Origin of the sequence: Paraburkholderia sejongensis (genome assembly GCF_020880815.1) — a bacterium.
GTDB lineage: Bacteria > Pseudomonadota > Gammaproteobacteria > Burkholderiales > Burkholderiaceae > Paraburkholderia > Paraburkholderia sejongensis.
The window spans coordinates 422,204-442,402 of record NZ_JAJITD010000005.1; the positions used below are offsets into that span (position 1 = coordinate 422,204).

The following is a 20,199-nucleotide window of genomic DNA, read 5'->3' on the forward strand; positions in this document are numbered from 1 at the left end:
CGGGTTCGCGCTCAATAGCCGTACTGCATGCTCTGTTGCACGTTGCTCTTGTCGTAGAAGCGATCCGACACCTTGACCCACGTCGGGATCTTTTCGCCCTTCGCGTAGCGCTGCGCGACGTCGCACGCGAGCGGGCCGAAGAACGGGCTCGACTGCACGCTCGCGCCGAGTTCGCCGGCGGCGATCGCGTCCATGCCGCCTTTGGTGCCGTCGATCGTGACAATCTGGATGTCCTTGCCCGGCTGCTTGCCGGCCGCCTTGATCGCGGCGATCGCGCCGAGCGCCATTTCGTCGTTGTGCGCGTACACCGCGGTCACGTCCGGATGCGCCTGCAACAGCGTTTCCATCACCTGACGGCCCTTGTCGCGCGCGAAGTCGCCGCTTTGCGACGCGATGATCGTCATGCCCGAATTCTTCGCGATCACTTCGTCGAAGCCCTTCTTGCGATCGTTCGCGGCCGACGCGCCGGTCGTGCCTTCGAGTTCGATGATCTTCGCCTTGCCGCCGGTCGCCGTGACGAGCCAGTCGGCTGCGCGGTGGCCCTGATCGATGAAGTCCGAGCCGATGAAGGTGATGTAGTCGCGGCCCGCTTTCGCGACCGACTGATCGACGTCGCGGTCGACGAGGATCACCGGAATGCCGGCTTTTTTAGCCTGCAACACGATCGGCGCCAGCGGCTTTTCCTCGCGCGGCGGGAACACCAGCAGATCGACGTGCTGCGCGATCATGCTCTGGATGTCGGAAACCTGTTTGGAGTTCGAACCATTGGCGTCGGTCATCACGACCTGCCAGCCGCACTTCGCGGCGACGTCCTTGAAGCTCTTCGTTTCGGCCAGACGCCACGGGTTATTGCTTTCGGTTTGCGCGAAGCCGACCTTCAACGGGGTCTTGCTCGGCAACTTCGGCAATGCGTCGTCGGCGTGCGCCACCGCGCCACCGAAACCGATTGCCAGAGCCAGCAGAGAAGCTGCCAGCGGACGGATCTGTTGCTTGCGCGCGTGACCGCGCGACTGCGTGTTGAGCGACGCCATGTCTTCCTCCAGTAACCGGTGAGGGTTGTGTATTTGCTTTTTGTGCTGCCCGCATTGCCGTCTGTCGTGCGGGAGGTCCGGCGCATGTTGTCCCGGCGACGCCCGACGAGCCTATTACTCGCGAGCGTTCGTCCTTCCCGACCCGACGTGCCGATTATTCCACCTGGAATTATTATCGGTCAATCACTAATATTATTAATTATCGGCGCTTTCGCCTCGGTAATTACCCTGACCGATGCGCGTTCGACCAGCGGGCCGTCGAGCTTGACCGTGCGATGCCGGACCGGCGCGCCGGCGAGGCGGTTGTGTTCTTCCTGCAGCAGCGTCTCGACCGCCCAGCGGCCGAGCTCGTAGTTCGGCAGCACTACGGTGGACAGCGGCGGGTGGGTGTGGCGGGCGATTTCCTGGTCGTCGTAGCCGAGCACCGACACGTCTTCGGGCACCCGCATGCCGAGCTGCTTGAGCGCTTCGATCGCGCCGATCGCGGTCAGATCGTTCGCGCAGAAGATCGCGGTGGGCGGATTCGCTTCGCGCATCAGCGACAGCGTCAGCTCGAAGCCCAGACCCGAGCTCCAGTCGCCGTCGCGCACCAGTTCGGGCGCGTAAGGCAGGTCCGCGGTTGCGAGCGCGGTGCGGTAGCCCTTCAGGCGGTCCTTCGCGGCGTCCTGCCACGGCTCGCCGTTGATGTAGCCGATCCGCCGGTGGCCGGCTTGCAGCAGATAGTCGGTCGCGAGATGGCCGCCGGCCACTTCGGCCGGCACCACTGACGAAAACGCGTTGTCGCCGGTGTAGCAGTTCAGCAGCACGGTCGGCACCTGCGACAGCGCGGCCGGCGGCGCGACCTTGCGGGTGTAGACGGTCGCGTAGATCACGCCGAACACGTGCGGATTGGTCAGCACCGTGTCGAGCACCTGTTTTTCGATGTCGGCGTTGCCGTGGGTCGAGTAGACCGCCAGCATCTTGCCGTTCGCGTAGGCGGCGTCGCGCGCGCCGTCGGCGTTGACGACCGGATGCGGGCTGGTCGAAATTTCGTCGGCCAGATAGACGATCAGGTTGCGCTCGTCGCCCGAGGCCGGCACCGGCTCGCGCAGCGACAGCCGGTAGCCGAGATCGTGTGCGGCCTTCAACACCTTGTTGCGGGTGGCTTCGGAAAATTTCGCGCCGGCCGCGTTGTTCAGTACCAGCGAAACGGTGGATTGCGACACGCCGCTGAGCTTGGCGATGTCGGTCATGGTCGGACGGCGTTGAGTCGATTTTTTCATTGTGCGGGCCGCGGCGAGGCGGCGCTAAAGCATGGGGATGCGGCTGGGCATCATGCCGATGACGGTACCACTAATAATATGCGTGCGGCAACGCGCGCTGACCGACATCTGGGAACGGGTTTACGGCGAATTACCGGTTCTTTCGTCAAATTTATTACTAATAATATTGACTGCGCGGCCGCTCTCGTGCGATTCTCGCCCGGGCGGGCTAGAGGACGCCCGCCGGCCGCGTGCTGTGCGCGGCACGTTACAGGAGAGACGAATGCACGTTGGTGCCGCCATCCGCTTGCGGTTTTTCGTTTGTTGATCATGCGCGACGTTTCCGTGCATCCGACGCAGCCGCCGGCGCCGGACGCGCCGCACGCGGTCGCGCAAGCCGGCTGGCAATTGTCGTGGCTCGACGATCCTGCGATCGTCGCGCGGACCATCGCGGTGTCGGCGGGCCCGTTGCGCGCGGTGCTCGCGCCCGACGTGGGCGGCGCGCTCGCGGCTTTCTATGAAGTCACGCCCGCCGGTCCGCTGCACTGGCTGCGGCCGGCCACGGCGGACGCGTTCGCGCAGCGCGATCCGCTGCAAATGGCGAGCTTTCCGTTGTTTCCGTATTGCAACCGGATTCGCGACGCGCGTTTCGAGTTCGACGGCCGGGCGATCGATCTCGCCGGCAACGACCCGCGCTTCGCGCATGCGCTGCACGGCAACGCGTGGCGGCAGCCGTGGCGGGTCGGCGCGCATAGCGAAAGTTCACTCGACCTGCATTTCGAGCACGAACCGGATGCGCGGGTGCGCGGCGACTGGCCGTTCCGCTATCGCGCGCGCCAGCGGATCGAGTTGCGCGACGGCGGCCTGCGGATCACGATGTGGGCGCAGAACCTCGACGATCGGCCGATGCCGTTCGGGATGGGCCATCACCCGTACTATCCGCGCACCCAAGCGACCCGCGTGCATGCCGACGTGCAGGCGATGTGGCACGCCGATGCCGCGGTGCTGCCGACTCATCTCGGCCCGCATCCGGCGGTCGACGCGTTGCGCGCCGGCATGTCGCCCGATGCGTTCGATCTCGACAACAACTTCGCGAACTGGACGCGCGAGGCGACGATCGCATGGCCCGACGAACGCCGCAGCCTGACGATGCGTGCGGACGCGCCGTTCGATCACATGGTGGTGTTCGCGCCGGCCAACGATCCGCAGCTGTGCGTGGAGCCGGTCACCAATACGACCGACTGCTTCAACACGTTCGGGGAGGCGGGGCTGCGCGAGCAGGTCGGCGGCTGCGTGCTGCAGCCCGGAGAGGAGATCGAGGCGGCGCTGACGTGGACGCCGCGGCGGGAGGGGTGAGGGCCCGGTCCTTCATCCGCTTCACTCAACCCGCTTCACTCAACCCGCAATCGCGCCATATAAGGCAAATGATCCGACAGCCACGCAGTCTCCTGCGTCGGCTGGATCCATTCGATCGGCTGCATCCCGCGCACGAACATCTTGTCCAGCGACAGCGCCGGCGAGAACGCCGGAAACGTGCGCGCCGGCTCGCCGAGCAGCGTGGCGACTTCCTGCAGGCCATGCTCGCGAAACAGCGGCACCGAGTCGTTGCGCCAGTCGTTGAAGTCGCCGGCCAGCACGAGCGGGCCGGCCGGCGCTTCCTTCGCGATCCAGTGCGCGATCCAGTTCATCTGCCGCAAGCGCGCCGGACGCGTCAGCGCCAGATGCGCGCACAGCAGCGTGACGAGCCGGCCGCCGAAGGTCGCGCGCGCGACCAGCAGCCCGCGCTTCTCGAAGCGGTGCGCGGAAATATCCCAGCGGCCGCCGAGGTCGAGCGGATGCGGCGACAAGATTGCATTGCCGTGCCGCCACGACGGCTTGAACACATTGGGGCCGAGCGCCACTTCGAGTTCGAGCGCGCGCGCGATTTCGGTCGCCTGGCAATGCCAGACGTCGGCTAGCGGGTCGTCGATCGGCGCGCCGAAGCTGGTGGCGGTCACTGGCGACGGCATCCGCCGCGCCATCGCTTCCTGCAGGAAATAGGCGTCCGCGTGAGTCGACTGGACCCAGCGCTGCATCGCCTGCCAGGCCTGGAAGCCAAGCGGCGTGCGGCCCTTGTGCAGGTTCCAGCTCACCGCGACGAAGTCGTTCGGCGCGAAGTTATCGCGGATCAATTCTTCTGGGTTTCGCATGCGGCGTTATCCACGTGTTCTGGTTGAGGGCGCCGCGAAGGCGCGTGGTTCACGTTCGCTGTTCATGTCAGTTCGATTTGCCGGGGGGAACGGCGATGGTCGTGCCGCTAGCCGTGCCCGCAGCAGTGTCGCTAGCGGGACTGTTTGCGATGCCGCCGGCGGCGCCGCCGTTGCCGTTCATCGCGCCGTTGCCGTTCGCGCCGTTGTTCACGACGTTCGCATGCACGCGATAAACGAGGTTCGGATTGCTCGCGACGATCGTCCAGCTCGCCCATTGATCGGGTGGCACCACGAGGCCCGGATGGCTTGCATTCACCTGACGCGGCTGCGGCGGCAGCTTGCAGCCGATGTCGGTGCGCTGCGCGCTGTCGCTTTCGAGCGTTTCCTGGGTGTCGATCGACAGCATCACGCCCTGCGGATCCACGCGCAGCGGCGATAGCGTGATCGTGCGCGACAGGTCGATGCTGCCGGCCGGCTGATCCTTGCAACCGACGTTGTGCTGGATCACCTGGTGGTGGGTATCCGTGCGCGCCTGGCCCACGGTGGTGGTGCCCTCGAACGAGTCGATCTGCTGACCGTCCTTGAGCACCTGTAATTGCCATTGCACGGCCTGCTGGCCTGGTCGTTGTTGCGCGTGCGCGAGCAACGAAGCGCCAAGCAGCAAGGCCGCGATACTGGTTTTCCACATATCGGGAATCTCCGCTCACGACATCGGCCGGTACCGTGTCTGGGTCGGGGTGGTGTCGTTTTTCAGGTATTCGAAACAGTGAGCCATCTTACCCCCGATGGCCGAAACGATTTTCTGACATCGTGGGCCCGGGCCGGTTCAGCAATACTCCATTTCAGATAAGGACAGCAAACGCGGAAACAAGCGCGGCAACAGGCGCGGCTGCAAGCGCGGCAACACGCACGGACCGCCGCGCACACCGAACCGCGCGCCGCACGTGGCGGGCCCAACCCCCGGCGAGGCTGTTAGCAGCAGAGCCGCCCGACTGCTGGCTTGCACGTGTTTATGTCATCGCTACACTGGATTCGAACCGGCACCCACAGGGCGCCGCCGCAGCAGCAACACGCAGCATCAAGCAGACGGGGTGAGCGATGACGACGGCAATGGTCAAACAGGAAATCGCGGTGGCATCGTTTAGCCGGGTGTACGACCTCGATCAGGTCGAAACCGCGCTGAACGGTCTCGGTGACGGCGCCAACGAGGCGCTGCGCGCCACTTACGAAAAGATGCTGAAAACCGGCAATCTGCGCTTCTGCGTGAAGCCGAACCGGATGCCGTCGATCGACGATCTGATCGACGCGCTGCCGAACTTTTCCGCGCCGCTCGACGACATCCGCAAGCAGGTCGCGCTGTGCCTCGAAACGGAGGACCGGCTCGAACTGATGCCGATCCTGCTGCTCGGCGACCCCGGCATCGGCAAGACCCATTTCGCGAAGCAACTGGCGCGGCTGCTCGGCACCGCGTATCAGTACGTCGCGATGAGTTCGCTAACCGCGGGCTGGATTCTGTCGGGCGCGTCGTCGCAATGGAAGAACGCGAAGCCGGGCAAGGTGTTCGATGCGCTCGTGAACGGCAGCTACGCGAACCCGGTGATAGTCGTCGACGAAATCGACAAGGCCACCGGCGACTCGCAATACGATCCGCTCGGCGCGCTGTACGCGCTGCTGGAGCACGACACCGCGCAGAGCTTCATCGACGAATTCGCCGAAATTCCGATCAACGCGGGCAACGTGATCTGGATCGCGACCGCCAACGACGAACGCGCGATTCCGGAGCCGATCCTGAACCGGATGAATGTCTACGAGATTCCGCCACCCGATCATGCGGGCGCACGGCGCATCGCGCAGGCGATCTATGACGAAATCCGTTGCGCGCACAACTGGGGCCTGCGCTTTCCCGAGCAGCTCGGCGACGCGGCGCTCGACGCGCTCAAGCCCGCCTCGCCGCGCGCGATGCGCCGGGCCATCCTGAACGGCTTCGGCGCGGCGCGGATCGCCGGACGCGACCACATCGAGGCGGCCGACATCCGGCTCGATTACGGAAACCGGCGAAAACCGATCGGTTTTTGAGGTTTTCCGGCCATTTTCAGGCCCAAAACCGCTATAAATGCGATTCGCATATAAATGATGGGCAATTCGTACCGGTCGCGCAGTGAATGCCAAGGCAATTGTTGCTAGTTTTGAGATATGTGCCCGCGCGCGCCCGGTAGAGGGATGCCGGGCCGCGCTCCGCGAGCGCGGTCGAGTGCCGTTTCAGTCTGTACTGCGTCGTACAATTTTGCGTGGTGGTGATAAAACGGTATCAGCAGAGCCGAATAAACCGACGCACATCCAGGCGGCAAACCCAGGCAAACGCAAAACAGATTCCAGCGGACAGATGCACTCGATAAACAGCGAAAGCGCCACCGAGGCGCCGCATCCAGTCTTTCTCCCCATCGGCTGAACGAGGCAGCGCGCGGCGAAGTCGGGCCGCGTCAACGGATATGGATCAGATCGAATGTGTAGTGATCGGCGCCGGCGTGATCGGCCTCGCGACGGCGCGCGCGCTGGCGGCGCGCGGGCGCGAGGTGATCGTGCTGGAGGCAGCCGAGGCAATCGGAGTGGGCACCAGTTCGCGCAACAGCGAAGTGATTCACGCGGGCCTGTACTATCCGCGCGGCTCGCTGAAGGCGACGCTGTGCGTGCGCGGCCGCGAAATGCTGTACGACTACTGCGCCGAGCGCAACGTGCCGCATTCGCGCTGCGGCAAGCTGCTGGTCGCGACCGCGCGCAATCAGATTCCGCAGCTCGAAAGCATCATCGCCAAGGGACGCGACAACGGCGTGCTCGACCTGATGCGTATCACCGGCGATCAGGCGCAGGCGCTCGAACCGGCGCTCGAGTGCGTGGAGGCGGTGTTCTCGCCGCAGACCGGGATCGTCGATAGTCATCAACTAATGCTCGCGTTGCAGGGAGACGCCGAGCGTGACGGCGCGATCTTTGCGTTTCACGCGCCGGTCGAGACGATCGAGGCGCGCAACGGCCGCTTCACGATCGCGGTCGGCGGCGCGGCGCCGACTACGGTTAGCGCGGCCTGCGTGATCAACAGCGCGGGCCTGTACGCCAACGTGCTGGCGCGCAAGATTCGCGGGCTCGACGTGCGTCACGTGCCGCCGCTGTATTTCGCGCGCGGCAACTACTTCAGCATCTCGGGCCGTGCGCCGTTCAGCCGGCTGATCTATCCGATGCCGAACGAGGCCGGTTTGGGCGTGCATCTGACCATCGACCTCGGCGGTCAGGCGCGCTTCGGTCCGGACGTCGAGTGGGTCGACACGATCAATTACGACGTCGATCCGCGCCGCGCCGAGTCGTTTTACGCGGCGATCCGCGCGTACTGGCCGGCATTGCCCGACGGCGCGTTGCAGCCCGCGTACGCGGGTATCCGTCCGAAGCTGTCCGGCCCGGGCGAGAGCGCCGCGGACTTCGTGCTCCAGGGACCGGCCGCGCATGGCGTGCGCGGGCTCGTCAATCTGTTCGGGATCGAATCGCCGGGTTTGACCGCGTCGTTGGCGATCGCGCAGCGGGTCTGCGAACTGAGCGGGCACGCGTGAAGCGAGCCGCGGGCGCATCGTCGGACGCACCTCGGGACGCATCTGAGGACGCGCCTGAGGATGCACCCGCAGCCGAACGCGGGCAGCCCCGCGCTCCCACCGCCGCACTTATCTCCATCATTGGACGCTCACGCCGGGCTGCTTCATTGCTATGCTTGGCGAACGCTGTCATCAGAACGGCGTGGTTGCCATATAAATGGAGTGAGTTCCCATGAGATCTTCCCGTCGTACGTTTTTGATCACCAGTATCGGTGTGGCCTCGACGTTCGCGCTGTCGCGCCAGGCGTTCGCCGATGCGCCGAAAGTCTCCGAATCCGACCCGACCGCGCAGGCGCTTGGCTACCGCGAGGACGCGAGCAAGGTCGACAAGGCCAAGTTCGCCAAGTTCGCGGCGGGCCAGGACTGCGGCAACTGCAGCTTCTTCCAGGGCAAGGCGGGCGACGCCTACGGCGGCTGCCCGATGTTCGCCGGCAAACAGGTCGCGGCCAAAGGTTGGTGCAGCGCCTATAACAAGAAGGCCTGAAGCGGGTTTCGCCCGAGGCCCGGACCGGCCATTGCGCTCCGGGCCGCAACGTGCGGCGCGGCTTCGGCTCGTGAAGTTTCGGATGCCTGCCGCGCCGCGCGCAGCAGGCATTGCGCGGTGCGTTGCCGAGGTCTCCAAACGAGATGAAAACGGCTTGAAAACCGTTTAGCCCCTCCTTACACTCCAAGGCGGTTGCTGGTATCAGCGCGACTTTTCTCGCGCATCGACATGGACAGCGGCGCTCGGCGCATTCCCACCCGCTTCGAAATGGCAGTCAGTTTCGCTGACCCGGGGACACTTTTTCGCAGGCGGAGAGTTCGCATGGCACCCGCGTCGAGGAGCCTCAACACCCGCGCAGTCGTCGCGGCGGTGATCGGCAACGCGCTCGAATGGTACGACTTCACCGTATTCGGTTTTCTGACGGTGGTGATCGCCCAGCTGTTCTTTCCCGCCGCCAGCGACTATTCGTCAATTCTCCTGACTACCGCAACCTTCGGCGTCGCTTTCGTGATGCGGCCGATCGGCGGCATCGTGCTCGGACTCTACGCGGATCGCGCCGGCCGCAAGGCGGCGCTGTCGCTGGTGATCGCGCTGATGACGTGCGGCATTCTCCTGCTCGCGCTGGCGCCGCCGTATTCGGCGATCGGTATCGCCGCGCCGTTGATCGTCGTGCTCGGGCGTCTGTTGCAGGGCTTTTCCGCCGGCGGTGAGTTCGGCAGCTCGACCGCGTTGCTGATCGAGGCGGCGCCGTTCTCGAAGCGCGGCTTCTACGGCAGCTGGCAGATGGCGAGCCAGGCCGCGGCGCTGCTGCTCGGCGCGGTGGTCGGCGCATCGATCACGCGCGGTCTGTCGCCCGACGCGCTGAAGTCGTGGGGCTGGCGTGTGCCGTTCCTCATCGGTCTGCTCATCGGGCCGGTCGGCTTTTATATTCGCCGCCATCTGCGCGATTCCGAAGTCTTTCTGCTCGCGCAAAAGAACGCGCCGCGCGCGACGCTGCGCGAAGTGTTCGCGAGCCATAGCCGCAACTTGCTGTGCGGACTCGGCGCGGTGATCGCGCTGACCGTGACGATCTATGTGCTGATCACCTATCTGCCGACCTTCGCGGTCAAGCAGCTGAAGCTGCCGTTCGCGCAGTCGTTCTATGCGGTGATCGTCGGCAATCTGCTGTTGACCGTGCTGTCTCCACTGACCGGTGCGTGGTCGGACCGGATCGGCCGCAAGGGTCTGTCGCTGTGGTCGCTGGTGCTGACCTTCGTGTTGATCTATCCGCTGTTCGCGTGGCTCGCGGCCGAGCCGAGCGTGTCGAAGCTGGTGCTCGTGCAGGCGGTGCTGTCGATCACGCTATCGGGCTACTACGGTCCGTTCGGCGCGCTGATCGCCGAGCTGTTTCCGGCTAACGTGCGCTCGATCGGATTGTCGCTCGCGTATAACGTCGCGGTGATGGTGTTCGGCGGCTTCGGGCCGTTCGCCGTCACGTGGCTGATCAAGACCACCGGCTCGCCGCTCGCGCCGGTGTGGTACGTGATGGCGGGGCTTGCGTTGTCGATCGTCGCGGTCGCGTGTATTCCAGGGCAGCGGCATGTCGATCTGGATGCGCAGCGCAAGCCGGCTTGAGTTTTCCTGGCGTTTCCTTCTGGCTGACGACAGCGCGATCGTTCTAGCGCTGTGCGTTGAGCAACGGCGGCCGCCGGTCGAACCACGGCCGCGCCGCTTCGAGTTGCGCGGCGAGTCGCAACAGCGTCGCCTCGCCGCCGACACGCGCCGCGAACTGTACGCCGATCGGCAGTCCGCGCGCGTTCCAGTAGAGCGGCACCGACATCGCCGGCTGCCCGCTCAGGTTGAATAGCTCGGTGCAGCCGGCCCACGCGAACGCCCTGCTCGAGGTTTCGAGCAGCAGCTTTTTCATCAGCGCTTCGAGCGGCACCGTTGTGACCGCGCGCATTTGCGCGCGCTCCAGTGACGTGGGGTGCATTTCGCCGATCTTGATCGGCGCGGCCGCGAGCGTCGCGCACAGCAGCACGTCGTAGCGGTTCAGCAGACCGGTCAGGCGTTCGGTGATGCGGCGCTGTTCTTCGAGCGCGGCCGGCAAGCCCTGCTCGCCGAGCTTGCGGCCGACGTGCGCCATCGTCCACGTCGAGATTTCGAACTCGTCGCGCTGCGGTTTGCGACCGGTGATGCGCTCCGCGTTCAGCACCATCTGCTCGGCGCTCACGGACCACAGCGTCAGAAACGCGTGACCGACCGCGGCGAAATCGATGCCGAGCGACACCGGTTCGACGCGATGGCCGAGCGAGCTCGCGAGTTGCGCGGCGTCGTCGAGCGCGGCTCGGACATCCGCCGATAACGACGGCGCGAGCATCGATTCGGTCACGTACGCGACCGTCAGCGGCTTGCACGGCTCGCGGCTTGCGCCGAGGAACGTGCCGGGCGCGCCGGCGTCGCGCTCAGCATTGCCCGACAGCAGATCGAGCAGCAGCGCGCTGTCGCGCACGCTGCGCGAAATCGCGAGGTCGACGCCGAGTTCGCCGGGGCCGGGCTCACCCGCGCGCGGCACGCGGCCGCGCGACGGTTTCAGGCCGAACAATCCGCAGCACGACGCCGGAATGCGGATCGAGCCGCCGCCGTCCGACGCATGCGCGAGCGGCACGATGCCGGCCGCGACCGCCGCGGCGGCGCCGCCGCTGGAGCCGCCGGGCGTGTGATCGAGATTCCACGGATTGCGGCAGGGGCCGAATAGTTCGGTCTCCGTATAAGGCATCTGGCCTAGCTCGGAGGTGCTGGTCTTCGCGAAGATGTTCAGGCCGGCCGCTTTGGCGAGCGCGACGACCGGCGCGTCCTCGCCTGGAATGAAATGGCGGTAGTGACGGCTGCCCATCGCCATCCGCAGGCCGGCGATCGGCGCGAGATCCTTGATCATGAACGGCACGCCGGCGAGTGCGGCGTGGGTGGGCAGGGCGTCGGCGGCCTGGCTGCCGCTCGCGCTCGCGGCGTTCGTTCCGTTCATTGCGTTCGCGCCGCTCGCGCCATTCACGCCGTTCAGGCTGTTCGCATCCTGCGCGCTGTCGGCGTCGGCGCGCGATGCACGCTGGCGCGCCGCGTCGTAATCCTTCAACACCACCGCGTTGATCGCGGGATTGACCGCTTCGGTGCGCGAGATGGCCGCGTCGATCAATTCGCGCGCGCTGACCTGGCGCGTGCGCACGAGTTCGGCAAGGCCGATGGCGTCATGAGCGAGATAGTCTGATTGCACGGCTAAAGGGCCCTCGCGGTCGGTGTCGGTTTGGCGGCCGGGCTTGCGCTCGCGCGGTCCCGGTGCCGCCAATGAAAAAAGACGGCGTGTCGCCGACACACCGTCTTTCGGAGCGTACCTGAATTGCGGCGGCTAGCGCAGGCCGCGCCGCGGCGCCCGCGCTTACATCCGCTCGCCGAGGAACGTCAGCGTGCGGCCATGCGCCAACGCCGAAGCGTGCTGGTTGTACGACGCGCGCTCCGAGCAGTTGAAGCCGTGGTCGGCGTTCGGGTAGATGTTGAACTGCACGTCCGCGCGGCCGGCGAAGCGCTCCTGGATCTGGCCGATGTCCGACATCGGAATGTGCGCATCGAGTTCGCCGTAGTGGAACTGGATCGGCACCTTCACGTCCGCGGCCTTGTCCAGATGCGTGTGGATGCCGCCGCCGTAGTAGGCGATCGCGGCGTCGACCGAACCGGCCGCCGCGGCGAGATACGCGAGCCGGCCGCCGAAGCAGTAGCCGATCGCCGCGACCTTGCCGGTCACTTCCGGCAGCGCGCGCAACGCGGCGGCGGCGGAGCCGATGTCGGCGACCGCGTCGTCGAGCCTGGTCTTCTGCATCAGTTCGATGCCTTTTTCGCGGTCCTTGCCGTCATACGTCAATTCGACGCGCGGCTGCACGCGCCAGAACACATCCGGCGCGAGCGCCACATAGCCGTCCGCCGCATACTGATCGGCGACCGAGCGGATATGGCTGTTCACGCCGAAGATTTCCTGAATGATGATGACCGCCGGGCCCTTACCGCCCTTCGGCAGCGCGAGGTAGCCGCCGAAACTGTCGTCGCCGGCGGGGATGTCGATCCATCGGGAAGTCGTGCTCATGCTGTTCTCCATAGACTCGCGCGAGCGCCGCGCGAGGTCGGTGTGTACGAAACGCCAGAGGCCCGGGGCCTCTGAAGCGGGCGGTCAGTTTGCCATCAAAAGAAACCGCTTGCAGTAAGGCTCGGCGGGGCCTTGCGGCATGCATCGCGCGAGCTGGATTTAGTAAGGCGATTGAAAATCAGCGGGCATTCATTCTTTCTCCGTGACGACATGTGCGGCTGCGGTTGGCGTGATCGCAAGCGTGGGTGTATCGCTGCCGGAAATACGTGGAAAACATCGCGCCAGCAGATCACGCATACGTTTGCGAGCGCATTGAAACGGCAATCGACGCATTGACACCGGCGGCGCGCCGCAACGGAATCCGGCATGAATCAAGGCTGTTTTGTGACGGCGTTCGCGCGGCGCGCTTGCCGCTGCGCGTGGCGGTTGCGGATTTTACGTTTGGAGTGCTGGCGGCGGCGAGGAACGGACCGGTTGAGGATGCACGCCATCCGCATAGTTGGGACTGCCATGTATGTTGCGCGCGCCGCGTTTGCGGGCTAGCGGGAGCGCGCGATTCTAAAGTTATGGAAAACCCGCGTCTGCGCAACGGCCCAGAAGTCGCGCGCAGTTGCGCGCTGTATAACGCCGCATTAAAGCATTGAGAAGAGTGTGGATTTAAGTTTGATTTAATTGTTTTCGGCATGCTCACAAAGCTGTGCGGCGCGCCACATCTTCCGGTTGAAAAAACCTTCGAATCGCCCGCGCCTCAAGCCGGAAAAACGCTGAATCAGCGCTTGCAGTGAAACCCATCAATTAGCGGAAACCCGCGCCAGCCGTAGCTTTCCGGCCCGTTCGCCGACGCCGGGAGCGACTCGGTTGGGAACAACGCTATTAGTGTTGTTCCCACTTTCTCAAAAAACTCCCCCAAATTAATTTGATCACCTACACTTGCGCGCAAGTACGGGTTGCCAACCGCCACAAACGGTTCGGCAAACGTGCGGGCCAAGTGCATGAACGATGCAACCGGCGTGGTCGTCCACGGGACTGAACGACACGAGTTTGGGAAGCGGGGCACAGGGCGATTACGTTGTTTTGACCGAAACTGGAGACTTACATGAACATCAAAATTCAAAAGCTGTTGCCGATCAGCGCCGCGGCGATGCTGTTCGCGACGTTGGCAACATCGGCCGCTGCCGACACGGTCGTCAAGATCGGTCACGTTGCGCCGTTGACTGGCGGTATCGCTCACCTGGGTAAGGACAACGAAAACGGCGCGCGCCTCGCCGTCGAGGAAATCAACGCGAAGGGTCTCACGATCGGCGGCCAGAAGGTCACGCTGCAGCTGGACGCGCAGGACGATGCGGCCGACCCCCGCACGGCCACGCAGGTTGCGCAGAAACTCGTCGACGACAAGGTCGTCGCCGTGGTCGGCCACCTGAATTCGGGCACCTCGATTCCGGCGTCGAAGATCTATAGCGATGCGGGCATCGTGCAGATCTCGCCGTCGGCGACGAACCCGGCTTATACGCAGCAAGGCTTCAAGACGACGTACCGCGTCGTCGCGACCGACGCTCAGCAAGGCCCGGCGCTCGCGAACTACGCGGCCAAGGACCTGAAGATCAAGTCGGTGGCGATCGTCGACGACTCGACCGCGTACGGCCAGGGCCTCGCGAACGAATTCGAGAAGACCGCGAAATCGCTTGGCCTGAAGGTCGTGTCGCACGACGCGACCAACGACAAGGCGGTCGATTTCCGCGCGATTCTGACCAAGATCAAGGGTGAAAACCCCGACGCGATCATGTACGGCGGCATGGACGCAACCGGCGGCCCGTTCGCGAAGCAGGCGAAGCAGCTCGGCCTGCGCGCGAAGGTGCTGGCGGGCGACGGCGTGTGTACCGACAAGCTGTCGGATCTCGCCGGCGACGCGACCGACAACATCGTCTGCTCGGAAGCCGGCATGGCGCTCGAGAAGATGGCGGGCGGCAAGGCGTTCGAAGGCAAGTACGAGAAGCGCTTCGGTCAGCCGATCCAGATCTACGCGCCGTTCACATATGACGCGGTGTACATCATCGTCGACGCGATGAAGCGCTCGAACTCGACCGATCCGGCGAAGATCCTCGCCGCGATGCCGACGACCGACTACAAGGGCGTGATCGGCGAAACGACCTTCGACGCGAAGGGCGATCTGCAACACGGCGTGATCTCGCTGTACAACTACAAGTCGGGCAAGAAGACGCTGCTCGACGTCGTGAAGATGTAAATCCGGTTTGAGCGAAGGCGCTTAGCCGTCCTTCGTTTCGCTGGTTGAAGGCACGCAGGCCGTGAGGCTTGCGTGCCTTTTTTCTTTTCTCGGGTTTGCTACGCGTCACCGGTTCTCTGTCAGTCGCTACGCTACGGATCCCGAACTATGTTCCGCGATCTGGCGGGGGCGATCCGGTACCGCGCTATTGCGCGGCGATTGCCGCAAGTCACGCGCGGCCGAACGTCCCGTGCCGCCAATTGCGCCAAGCGGCGCGACGTAAAAAATGGCGAGCCGGTTGCCCGGCTCGCCACCCTCCCTATGGCGCTTGTTGCCACCGCGCCTTTATCTGCTGTCGTTTTTCTTGTTGATCACTTCTTCGCGGTCAGGTTGGTGAGGCCGCTCAGCAGACCGCCGCCGGAGCTGCTGCCCGTGCTGCCGCCGGCGGTGCTCGCGACGCCGCCGACGGTCGTCGTCAGCGTGCTCGTTACCGTGGTCAACAGCGTGGTGACCGGCGCGAGCGCACTGCTCGTGCCGCTCGTGCTGCTACCCGAGCTACCGCCGGTCGCCGAGCCGAGCGCGCTGGTGAGCGACGTCACTGCCGATGTCACCGGTGCGAGTGGATTGCTGCCGCCGCTGCTGCTCGAAGTCGCGCCGCTCAGCGCGCTGGTGAACGTGCCGGTCACCGTCGTGACGACATTGGTCAGCGGCGCGAGTGCGCTACCCGAGCCGCTGCTGCCGGCGCCGCCGAGCGTGCCGGTCAGCGACGACACTACATTGGTCAGCGGCGCGAGCGCGCTACCCGAGCCGCTGCTGCCGGCGCCGCCGAGCGTGCCGGTCAGCGACGACACTACATTGGTCAGCGGCGCGAGCGGGCCGCTGCCGGAGCTGCCGTCGCCGGTCAGGCCGCTGCTCAGCGTGCTGGGCAGCGCGGTCAGCAGGCCGGTCACCGAGGCGAGCGGATCGCTCGACGTGCCGCTGCCGCCGCCCGGATTGAGCAGGCCCGTCAGGCCGGACAGCGGATTGCCGCTGCTGCTGCCGCCCGCGGTCAGCAGGCCGCCCGCGGACGTCACCGTGTCGCCGAGTTTCGTGACGACGTTGCCCACGTTCTGGCCGATCGCATTGTCGGTGGCGCTGCTGATCTTGTTGCCGGCGCTGTCGAGGCCGTGACCGAGCGTCGCCAGCAGGCCGTTCAGCGGCGTGCCGAGGCCGGTCGTGTCGCCGACGGTCTGGGTCGTTTGCGCGAGCGTCGCGGTGATCGGCGTGATCGCGGTGCTGACGCCCTGCGTGAGTTGCTGGACCGGGCCGGTCGACAACGCGGTACCCAGGTCGGTGCCGACCGTTGTCACCGTGTTGCCGAGCGTCGATACGACGCTGCCGAGCGGCGTCGTCAGCGGGCTGAGGGCCGAGGTCGAGCCGCTGCCGAGGCTGGTCACCAGTTGGCCGGCGCTGTTGACTGCCTGGCCCGCATCGGCGACGAGGTTGCCGCTGCTGGAGAGGGTGGTGCCGAGCGGATCGGTCGAATTGCCGAGCTGGCCGAGGCCGTTCGCGACGCCGCTGCCGAGCGCGGTCACGCCGTTGCCGAGGTTTGTGACGACGCCGCCGAGCGCACCGGCGGTCGCGGCGTTGGTGCCGGGGATCGACGTCGAAGTGATCTGGCTGCCGACCGCCGACACGGTCTGGCCGGTCGCGGTGACGACGTTGCCGGTGTTCTGCACGACGACACCGACGGGGTTGGCGCTGGTGGTGCCGCTGCTGGAGCCACTGCTTGAACCGCTGCTCGAACCACTGCTTGAACCACTGCTTGAACCACTGCTTGAACCGCTGCTCGAGCCGCTGCTTGAACCGCTGCTTGAACCGCTGCTCGAACCACTGCTTGAGCCGCTGCTCGATCCACTGCTCGATCCACTGCTCGACGCACCGCTGGACCCGCTGCTAGACCCGCCGTTCGCGCCGCTCGGGACGTGCGGTTGAGTAAGGGTGCTTCCGCAGCCGGTGAGGACGATTATCGATGACAGGCACAGCGCGCCGGCTGTCAGTTTGAATGTGCGATGCATGTTGGGCTCCCCTCGTAATGTGGAAATTGCTGGGGAGCTAACTGCAAAGCCTATGCCAATTTTATGGGCTGCCGGGCGGCAAGGGAAAACTTATAGGAATCAAAGCGTCGAGGGCGAATGGCCGGCGCCGTCAACGAAGCGGAAAAGGAATGTGTCGAGGAACACGATCGCACGCGGGGTCGCGCGTAACGTAACGCAAGCGGTCGTTTTTCGTCTGGCCCCCGCGTGCGCCGACCGCGAGCCGGCGCGCGCTCGCGTCAGATCTTCAAACGCCGCAACACCTTCGGCCCGGCCACCGCGATCGACGCGGAACACAGCGCGACGACCGACAGACCGATCGTCAGATTGGTCACCTGCGCGACCGCACCGATGATCACCGGTCCGAGCAGCAGCCCGAAATACGCGAGCCCCGCGACGTGCGCGAGCCCTTCGGCCGCGTGGATGCCCTTCACGCTCGCGGCCGCCGCGAACAGCACCGGCATCATGTTCGCGAGCCCCAGACCGATCAGCGCGAAGCCCGCGAGCGCGGCCACCGGATTGGGCAGCAGCAGCGCGTCGACCATCCCCGCGCAGGCGAGCGCGGCGCTGATCATCACCAGTTGCGGCGCGCCGAAGCGGGCCCGCACCGCGTCGCCGGCGAAGCGCGCGAGCGCCATGCCGCCCGAGAACGCCGCATACGCTGCACTCGCGAGCGCGGGCGTGGCGAGCACCACGTCGCGCATATAGACGGTGGCCCAGTCGTACATCGCTCCTTCGGCGATCAACGCGACCAGCGCCATCGTGCCCAGCGCCCACAGGGCCGGCGAGCGCCAGCGGCTCGCGCGCGGGGTCGCCGCATCGGGATGCTCGGCGTGCGGCACGTGCGGCAGCACCGCCGGACACGCGCTTACCAGCACCAGCGCGCTGACCGCCGCGGCCAGCGCCAGGTGCAGGGCCGGCGCCATCCCGCGCGACAGCAGCGCACCGCCCACCGCCGCGCCGAACATCCCGCCGAGGCTGAACATCCCGTGCAGCGACGACATGATCGGCTTGCCGACCGCCTTTTCGACCGCGCTCGCTTCGGCGTTCATCGCGACGTCGAGCGTGGCCATGCCGGCGCCGAAGATCGCGAGTACGACCAGCAGCATCCAGTACGCCGGCACGACGAGAATCAGCGCCGCGCAGGCGGCCATCACCAGGCCGCCGGTCAGGCACGCGCGCCGGGTGCCGACCCGCGCGATCCACGACGCGTTCGTCACCATCGCGCCGATCGAGCCGCCGGCCACCGCGAAGAGCGCGAACGACAGCAGCGCCGGACTGAGCTGGAAGCGGTCGCGCACCGTCGGCACATGCACGCCCCACGATGCGTACATCATCCCGGCGATGAAAAACACCGCCATCGTGGCGAAGCGCGCACGCTGCCGTTCGGTGTCGGACAGGTTGCGGTGAGCGGCCGGCAGGACGGCGAATTCGGAGGCGTGGTGGTCGGGCACGGAGGTCTCGGGCGCAGAGGGCGTGAGGACGATGGAAGGCAGGTTGAAAGCAAGCTTCCGATTCTATCGAAGCACACGCGCTTATGCTTGGAGCGGCGGGCGCGCGCACGTACGATTCAGCGTGGGCATCGCGATCCTGCGTGCGCCCCGTCTCCGACTCGCGAGGTACGCTGCCGTGAACATTCCCGCTCATGCTCCGCTGCATCTACTGCACACGGCCGCGGTCGGCACGCTCGCGACTCATGCGCGTCAGCCGGAAGGCTTTCCCTATCCGTCGGTACTGCCGTTCGCGCCGGACCCGCGCCATCAGCCGACCATTCTCATCAGCCGCCTCGCCGAGCACACCCACAATCTGGTCGCGGACCCGCGCGCCGGTTTCCTGGCAGTCGATGCCCCCGACGGCGACGTGCTGGTCGGCCAGCGCGTGACGCTGCTCGGCCGCTTCGCGCCGGTCGAGGCGAGTGCGCAGGTCGTGCGGCGCTATCTGCGTTATCACCCCGACGCGGAGCGCTACCTGGTGCTCGGCGACTTCACGTTCTGGACGATGGAGCTCGAACGGCTGCGCTATATCGGCGGCTTCGGCGCAATGGGCTGGCTCGACGGCGCCGAACTCGATCCGCTGCCGCCTCTGGACACCGACGAGGAAGACGCGTTGATAGAGGAATTCGGTGCGCGCCTCACCGCCGCCAACGGGTCAGGCAGTGCGGAGTCCTTCGAACTGATCGGCGTCGACCGCTATGGCGCCGATCTGCAACGCGGCGGCGCGCGCGTGCGTTGCGCATTCGACGGCGTCGCCGCCGACCACGAAACATTGCATGCGGCGCTCGAAGTTTGCATCGGGCGACAGGCGAATTAAGCATTATCGCTTTTCGGGAAAGCGCGCCGGTGCGCGTCACCGGCGGCCCGCTTCTGTTTCAACGCAGAATGTTTATCGAGACAAAAGTTTTCACGGCGTGAAATGTTTTCATGACCGCTGCTATCTCAAATCGCATTTTTTGCTAGTTAATCGTATAAATACCGAACTGTCGGGAATTTTTTCAGCAAAATCTGAAATCAGCGAATTGAAAGGCAGCCGGCGGAGCACGGGCCGCGCGGAAACTTTTTGAAACGAATTTAAATTAAATTTGAGTTTGCGCTTTTGCAGTCTTTCTATTTTGTGTTAATCTCGCCGTCAAATTCCGAGGCAAGAAACCTTCAAAGGCAAGCCGGCTGAAGACCGGCAGTCATTTATCCATACCACAAGGGAAACTATGTCTTCTTACAAGGAACTGCTCGCGCAGCGCGAGAAGCTCGAAAAGCAGATTGAAGAAGCGAAGTCGCGCGAATACGCGGAAGTCTTGAATGAGATCAAGCAGAAAATGGCCGACTACGGCATTTCGCTGAGTGAACTCGGCGGGGGCCGCGCACCGAAGGGCGCTAAAGCAGCCGCTCGTCCGCGAGCCGGCGTCGCACCGAAATACCGCGATCCCGAAAGCGGCAGCACGTGGTCGGGCCGCGGTAAGCCGCCGCGCTGGATCGCTGGCCTCGATCGCGATAAGTTTTTGATCCAGAAGTAATACCGGTGGCCGGAAGTAATGCCTCCGGCCAGCAGCAAGTAATACGATTACCGGCAATGAAGCGGCGCTTATAACGCCGCATGATTTCCGGATTGAGCACATGAAGCCGCGCACCGTCTGGGACGCGCGGCTTTTTGCTTTTTAAGAGACTGCCGGCTTGCCCGCGAGCTTTGGATAACCAGAACGAGAATGCTTGTCGTTC

17 protein-coding genes are annotated in these 20,199 nt (G+C 65.2%); 9 read left to right on the forward strand and 8 right to left on the reverse strand.

Annotated elements, in window-relative coordinates; translation table 11 throughout:
• Positions 1–11: 11 nt before the first annotated feature.
• Together LJ656_RS12750 and LJ656_RS12755 are read right to left on the reverse strand one after the other, a co-directional pair.
• Complete coding sequence (locus tag LJ656_RS12750) at positions 12–1,031, reverse strand: ABC transporter substrate-binding protein (protein WP_230509756.1); 1,020 nt, start codon at positions 1,029–1,031, stop codon at positions 12–14.
• A gap of 179 nt (positions 1,032–1,210) precedes the next feature.
• Positions 1,211–2,263, reverse strand: a complete 1,053-nt coding sequence (locus LJ656_RS12755; RefSeq protein WP_230509811.1) for a LacI family DNA-binding transcriptional regulator — start codon at positions 2,261–2,263, stop codon at positions 1,211–1,213.
• A 339-nt stretch (positions 2,264–2,602) separates the two neighbouring features.
• On the opposite strand from LJ656_RS12755, the gene LJ656_RS12760 reads away from it, so the two are divergent.
• Positions 2,603–3,628, forward strand: a complete 1,026-nt coding sequence (locus LJ656_RS12760) for an aldose 1-epimerase (RefSeq protein ID WP_230509757.1) — start codon at positions 2,603–2,605, stop codon at positions 3,626–3,628.
• 35 nt (positions 3,629–3,663) lie between these two features.
• On the opposite strand, the gene LJ656_RS12765 is transcribed toward LJ656_RS12760, so the two are convergent.
• Positions 3,664–4,461, reverse strand: coding sequence for an endonuclease/exonuclease/phosphatase family protein (locus tag LJ656_RS12765; RefSeq protein WP_230509758.1), 798 nt, complete (start codon positions 4,459–4,461; stop codon positions 3,664–3,666).
• A 67-nt stretch (positions 4,462–4,528) separates the two neighbouring features.
• Positions 4,529–5,149 (reverse strand): hypothetical protein, encoded by a 621-nt coding sequence (locus tag LJ656_RS12770; RefSeq protein WP_230509759.1) that lies wholly within the window; start codon positions 5,147–5,149, stop codon positions 4,529–4,531.
• Positions 5,150–5,559: 410 nt separating this feature from the next.
• On the opposite strand from LJ656_RS12770, the gene LJ656_RS12775 reads away from it, so the two are divergent.
• The 4 genes from LJ656_RS12775 to LJ656_RS12790 all read left to right on the forward strand — a co-directional run bounded on the left by LJ656_RS12775 (position 5,560) and on the right by LJ656_RS12790 (position 10,194).
• Positions 5,560–6,537 (forward strand): AAA family ATPase, encoded by a 978-nt coding sequence (locus tag LJ656_RS12775; protein WP_230509760.1) that lies wholly within the window; start codon positions 5,560–5,562, stop codon positions 6,535–6,537.
• 413 nt (positions 6,538–6,950) lie between these two features.
• On the forward strand, positions 6,951–8,057 hold the full coding sequence (locus tag LJ656_RS12780) for an NAD(P)/FAD-dependent oxidoreductase (protein ID WP_230509761.1): 1,107 nt from the start codon (positions 6,951–6,953) through the stop codon (positions 8,055–8,057).
• A 211-nt stretch (positions 8,058–8,268) separates the two neighbouring features.
• Complete coding sequence (locus tag LJ656_RS12785) at positions 8,269–8,580, forward strand: high-potential iron-sulfur protein (protein WP_230509762.1); 312 nt, start codon at positions 8,269–8,271, stop codon at positions 8,578–8,580.
• 321 nt (positions 8,581–8,901) lie between these two features.
• The gene (locus LJ656_RS12790; protein ID WP_230509763.1) at positions 8,902–10,194 is read left to right on the forward strand and encodes an MFS transporter; all 1,293 of its coding nucleotides are present in this window, start codon (positions 8,902–8,904) and stop codon (positions 10,192–10,194) included.
• Between the two features lie 43 nt (positions 10,195–10,237).
• Here the strand turns inward: LJ656_RS12790 and LJ656_RS12795 are convergent, their stop codons facing one another.
• Entirely contained in the window at positions 10,238–11,830 is a 1,593-nt protein-coding gene (locus tag LJ656_RS12795; protein ID WP_230509764.1) for an amidase, read from the reverse strand.
• A 162-nt stretch (positions 11,831–11,992) separates the two neighbouring features.
• Entirely contained in the window at positions 11,993–12,691 is a 699-nt protein-coding gene (locus LJ656_RS12800; RefSeq protein ID WP_230509765.1) for a dienelactone hydrolase family protein, read from the reverse strand.
• A gap of 266 nt (positions 12,692–12,957) precedes the next feature.
• On the opposite strand from LJ656_RS12800, the gene LJ656_RS12805 reads away from it, so the two are divergent.
• Both LJ656_RS12805 and LJ656_RS12810 read left to right on the forward strand, forming a co-directional pair.
• Positions 12,958–13,335, forward strand: a complete 378-nt coding sequence (locus LJ656_RS12805; protein ID WP_230509766.1) for a hypothetical protein — start codon at positions 12,958–12,960, stop codon at positions 13,333–13,335.
• Between the two features lie 452 nt (positions 13,336–13,787).
• Positions 13,788–14,933: a branched-chain amino acid ABC transporter substrate-binding protein gene (locus LJ656_RS12810; RefSeq protein ID WP_230509767.1), complete on the forward strand. Its 1,146-nt coding sequence runs from the start codon at positions 13,788–13,790 to the stop codon at positions 14,931–14,933.
• A 350-nt stretch (positions 14,934–15,283) separates the two neighbouring features.
• Here LJ656_RS12810 and LJ656_RS12815 read toward each other — a convergent pair whose 3' ends face one another.
• Positions 15,284–16,969 (reverse strand): collagen-like triple helix repeat-containing protein, encoded by a 1,686-nt coding sequence (locus tag LJ656_RS12815; protein ID WP_230509768.1) that lies wholly within the window; start codon positions 16,967–16,969, stop codon positions 15,284–15,286.
• 257 nt (positions 16,970–17,226) lie between these two features.
• On the reverse strand, positions 17,227–18,441 hold the full coding sequence (locus LJ656_RS12820; RefSeq protein ID WP_230509769.1) for an MFS transporter: 1,215 nt from the start codon (positions 18,439–18,441) through the stop codon (positions 17,227–17,229).
• A 175-nt stretch (positions 18,442–18,616) separates the two neighbouring features.
• On the opposite strand from LJ656_RS12820, the gene LJ656_RS12825 reads away from it, so the two are divergent.
• Both LJ656_RS12825 and LJ656_RS12830 read left to right on the forward strand, forming a co-directional pair.
• Positions 18,617–19,297, forward strand: a complete 681-nt coding sequence (locus tag LJ656_RS12825; protein ID WP_230509770.1) for a HugZ family pyridoxamine 5'-phosphate oxidase — start codon at positions 18,617–18,619, stop codon at positions 19,295–19,297.
• Positions 19,298–19,691: 394 nt separating this feature from the next.
• The gene (locus LJ656_RS12830; protein ID WP_075294893.1) at positions 19,692–19,997 is read left to right on the forward strand and encodes an H-NS histone family protein; all 306 of its coding nucleotides are present in this window, start codon (positions 19,692–19,694) and stop codon (positions 19,995–19,997) included.
• The last annotated feature ends 202 nt before the right edge of the window (positions 19,998–20,199 follow it).